The organism is Streptomyces sp. HSW2009, assembly GCF_040240285.1.
GTDB lineage: Bacteria > Actinomycetota > Actinomycetes > Streptomycetales > Streptomycetaceae > Streptomyces.
In genome coordinates, this window is sequence record NZ_JBEHZD010001313.1 from 1 (window position 1) to 1,114 (window position 1,114).

Annotated in this window: 1 pseudogene; it reads left to right on the forward strand. The window is 82.0% G+C overall.

The window, feature by feature from the left end:
• Positions 1 to 27: 27 nt before the first annotated feature.
• Positions 28 to 1,114 (forward strand): annotated as a pseudogene (locus AAHZ94_RS35520) (hypothetical protein); the annotation flags it as partial.

Here is a 1,114-nt window from a genome sequence, read left to right on the forward strand (position 1 = left end):
AGATGTGTATACGAGACAGCGCACGGCGTGCCCGACGCCGATCCGCGCCCGGACGGGTCCGAGGACGCTCCGGGCCGACCCGGCGACACCACGGCCGGCGTCACCATGGCCGGCGGCCTCGCGGCCGACGGCCGGGCGGACGGCCAGACCGCCGGGGACCAGCTCACCGGGGACCAGCCGGTTGGCGGCCAGCCCGCCAGCGGCCACCCGGTCGATGGTCAACTGGCCGGCGGTACGGGCCAGTTCGCCGCCGTGGCTCCGGTCGTCGAGGGCTCGAACCCCGGTACGGACACCGCGATCGCCGAGCCCCTACCCGCCCCGGCCCGCCGGCCCGAGGCAGACCAACCCACCGGCACCGCCACCCCGGACGCCCCCGCACAGGGCACCCCCGCGCACGGCGTACCGACGCAGGACACGCCGAGCCACGGCACTCCGGCCCACGGCACGGAGTTGCCGCACGGCGAGCAGCCGGCCACGCCCGACGGCGGCACCCCCGCGCACGGCACGCAGGGCCCCGGCGCCCCCGCGCACAGCACCCCGGTCGGGGGCACGCCCATCCAGGGCCAGGCGGCGGGCGGCGGAAACACCGGCGTCGAGCCCGGCTCGGAGGCGGCCGGCGCGGCGGTGGGCGACACGCCCGGGGGCGGCATGGCGGGCGGGCCCGGCGCGGATGACAGGACGTCACCCACCGGCCCCCGCGCATCCGACGCAGCACAGGCCGCACTCGCCGCGACCGGACCCACCGCAGCGGCCGGTTCACACGCCCCCGCGGCCCCGGAGTCCGTTGCCGAACGGGCCCGCTCCGGACACCACGGCATCCCGGAGGCACCGGCCGCACCCGGCGCGGCGCCCCGTACGCCCCGTACGCCCGTCCCTGGCGCGCCGGACGCGCCCGGCGCCGGCGACGGGGCGGAGCAGCAGCCGGACGCCCCGGAAGGCCAGCCCCACGCGCGGGCGGGGGCCGGCGTTCCGCACGCCGTGGCCGACCCGGGCGACGGCGTCCGGGCAGCCGGGCCCGCCGCCCCGCACCCCCCGCGCGCGGGCGGCGTGGCCCGTGCTCCGGCCGCCGGCCCGCCCCCCGCGGCCGGCGCCGCCCCCGCCCCCCCCGGCCCGG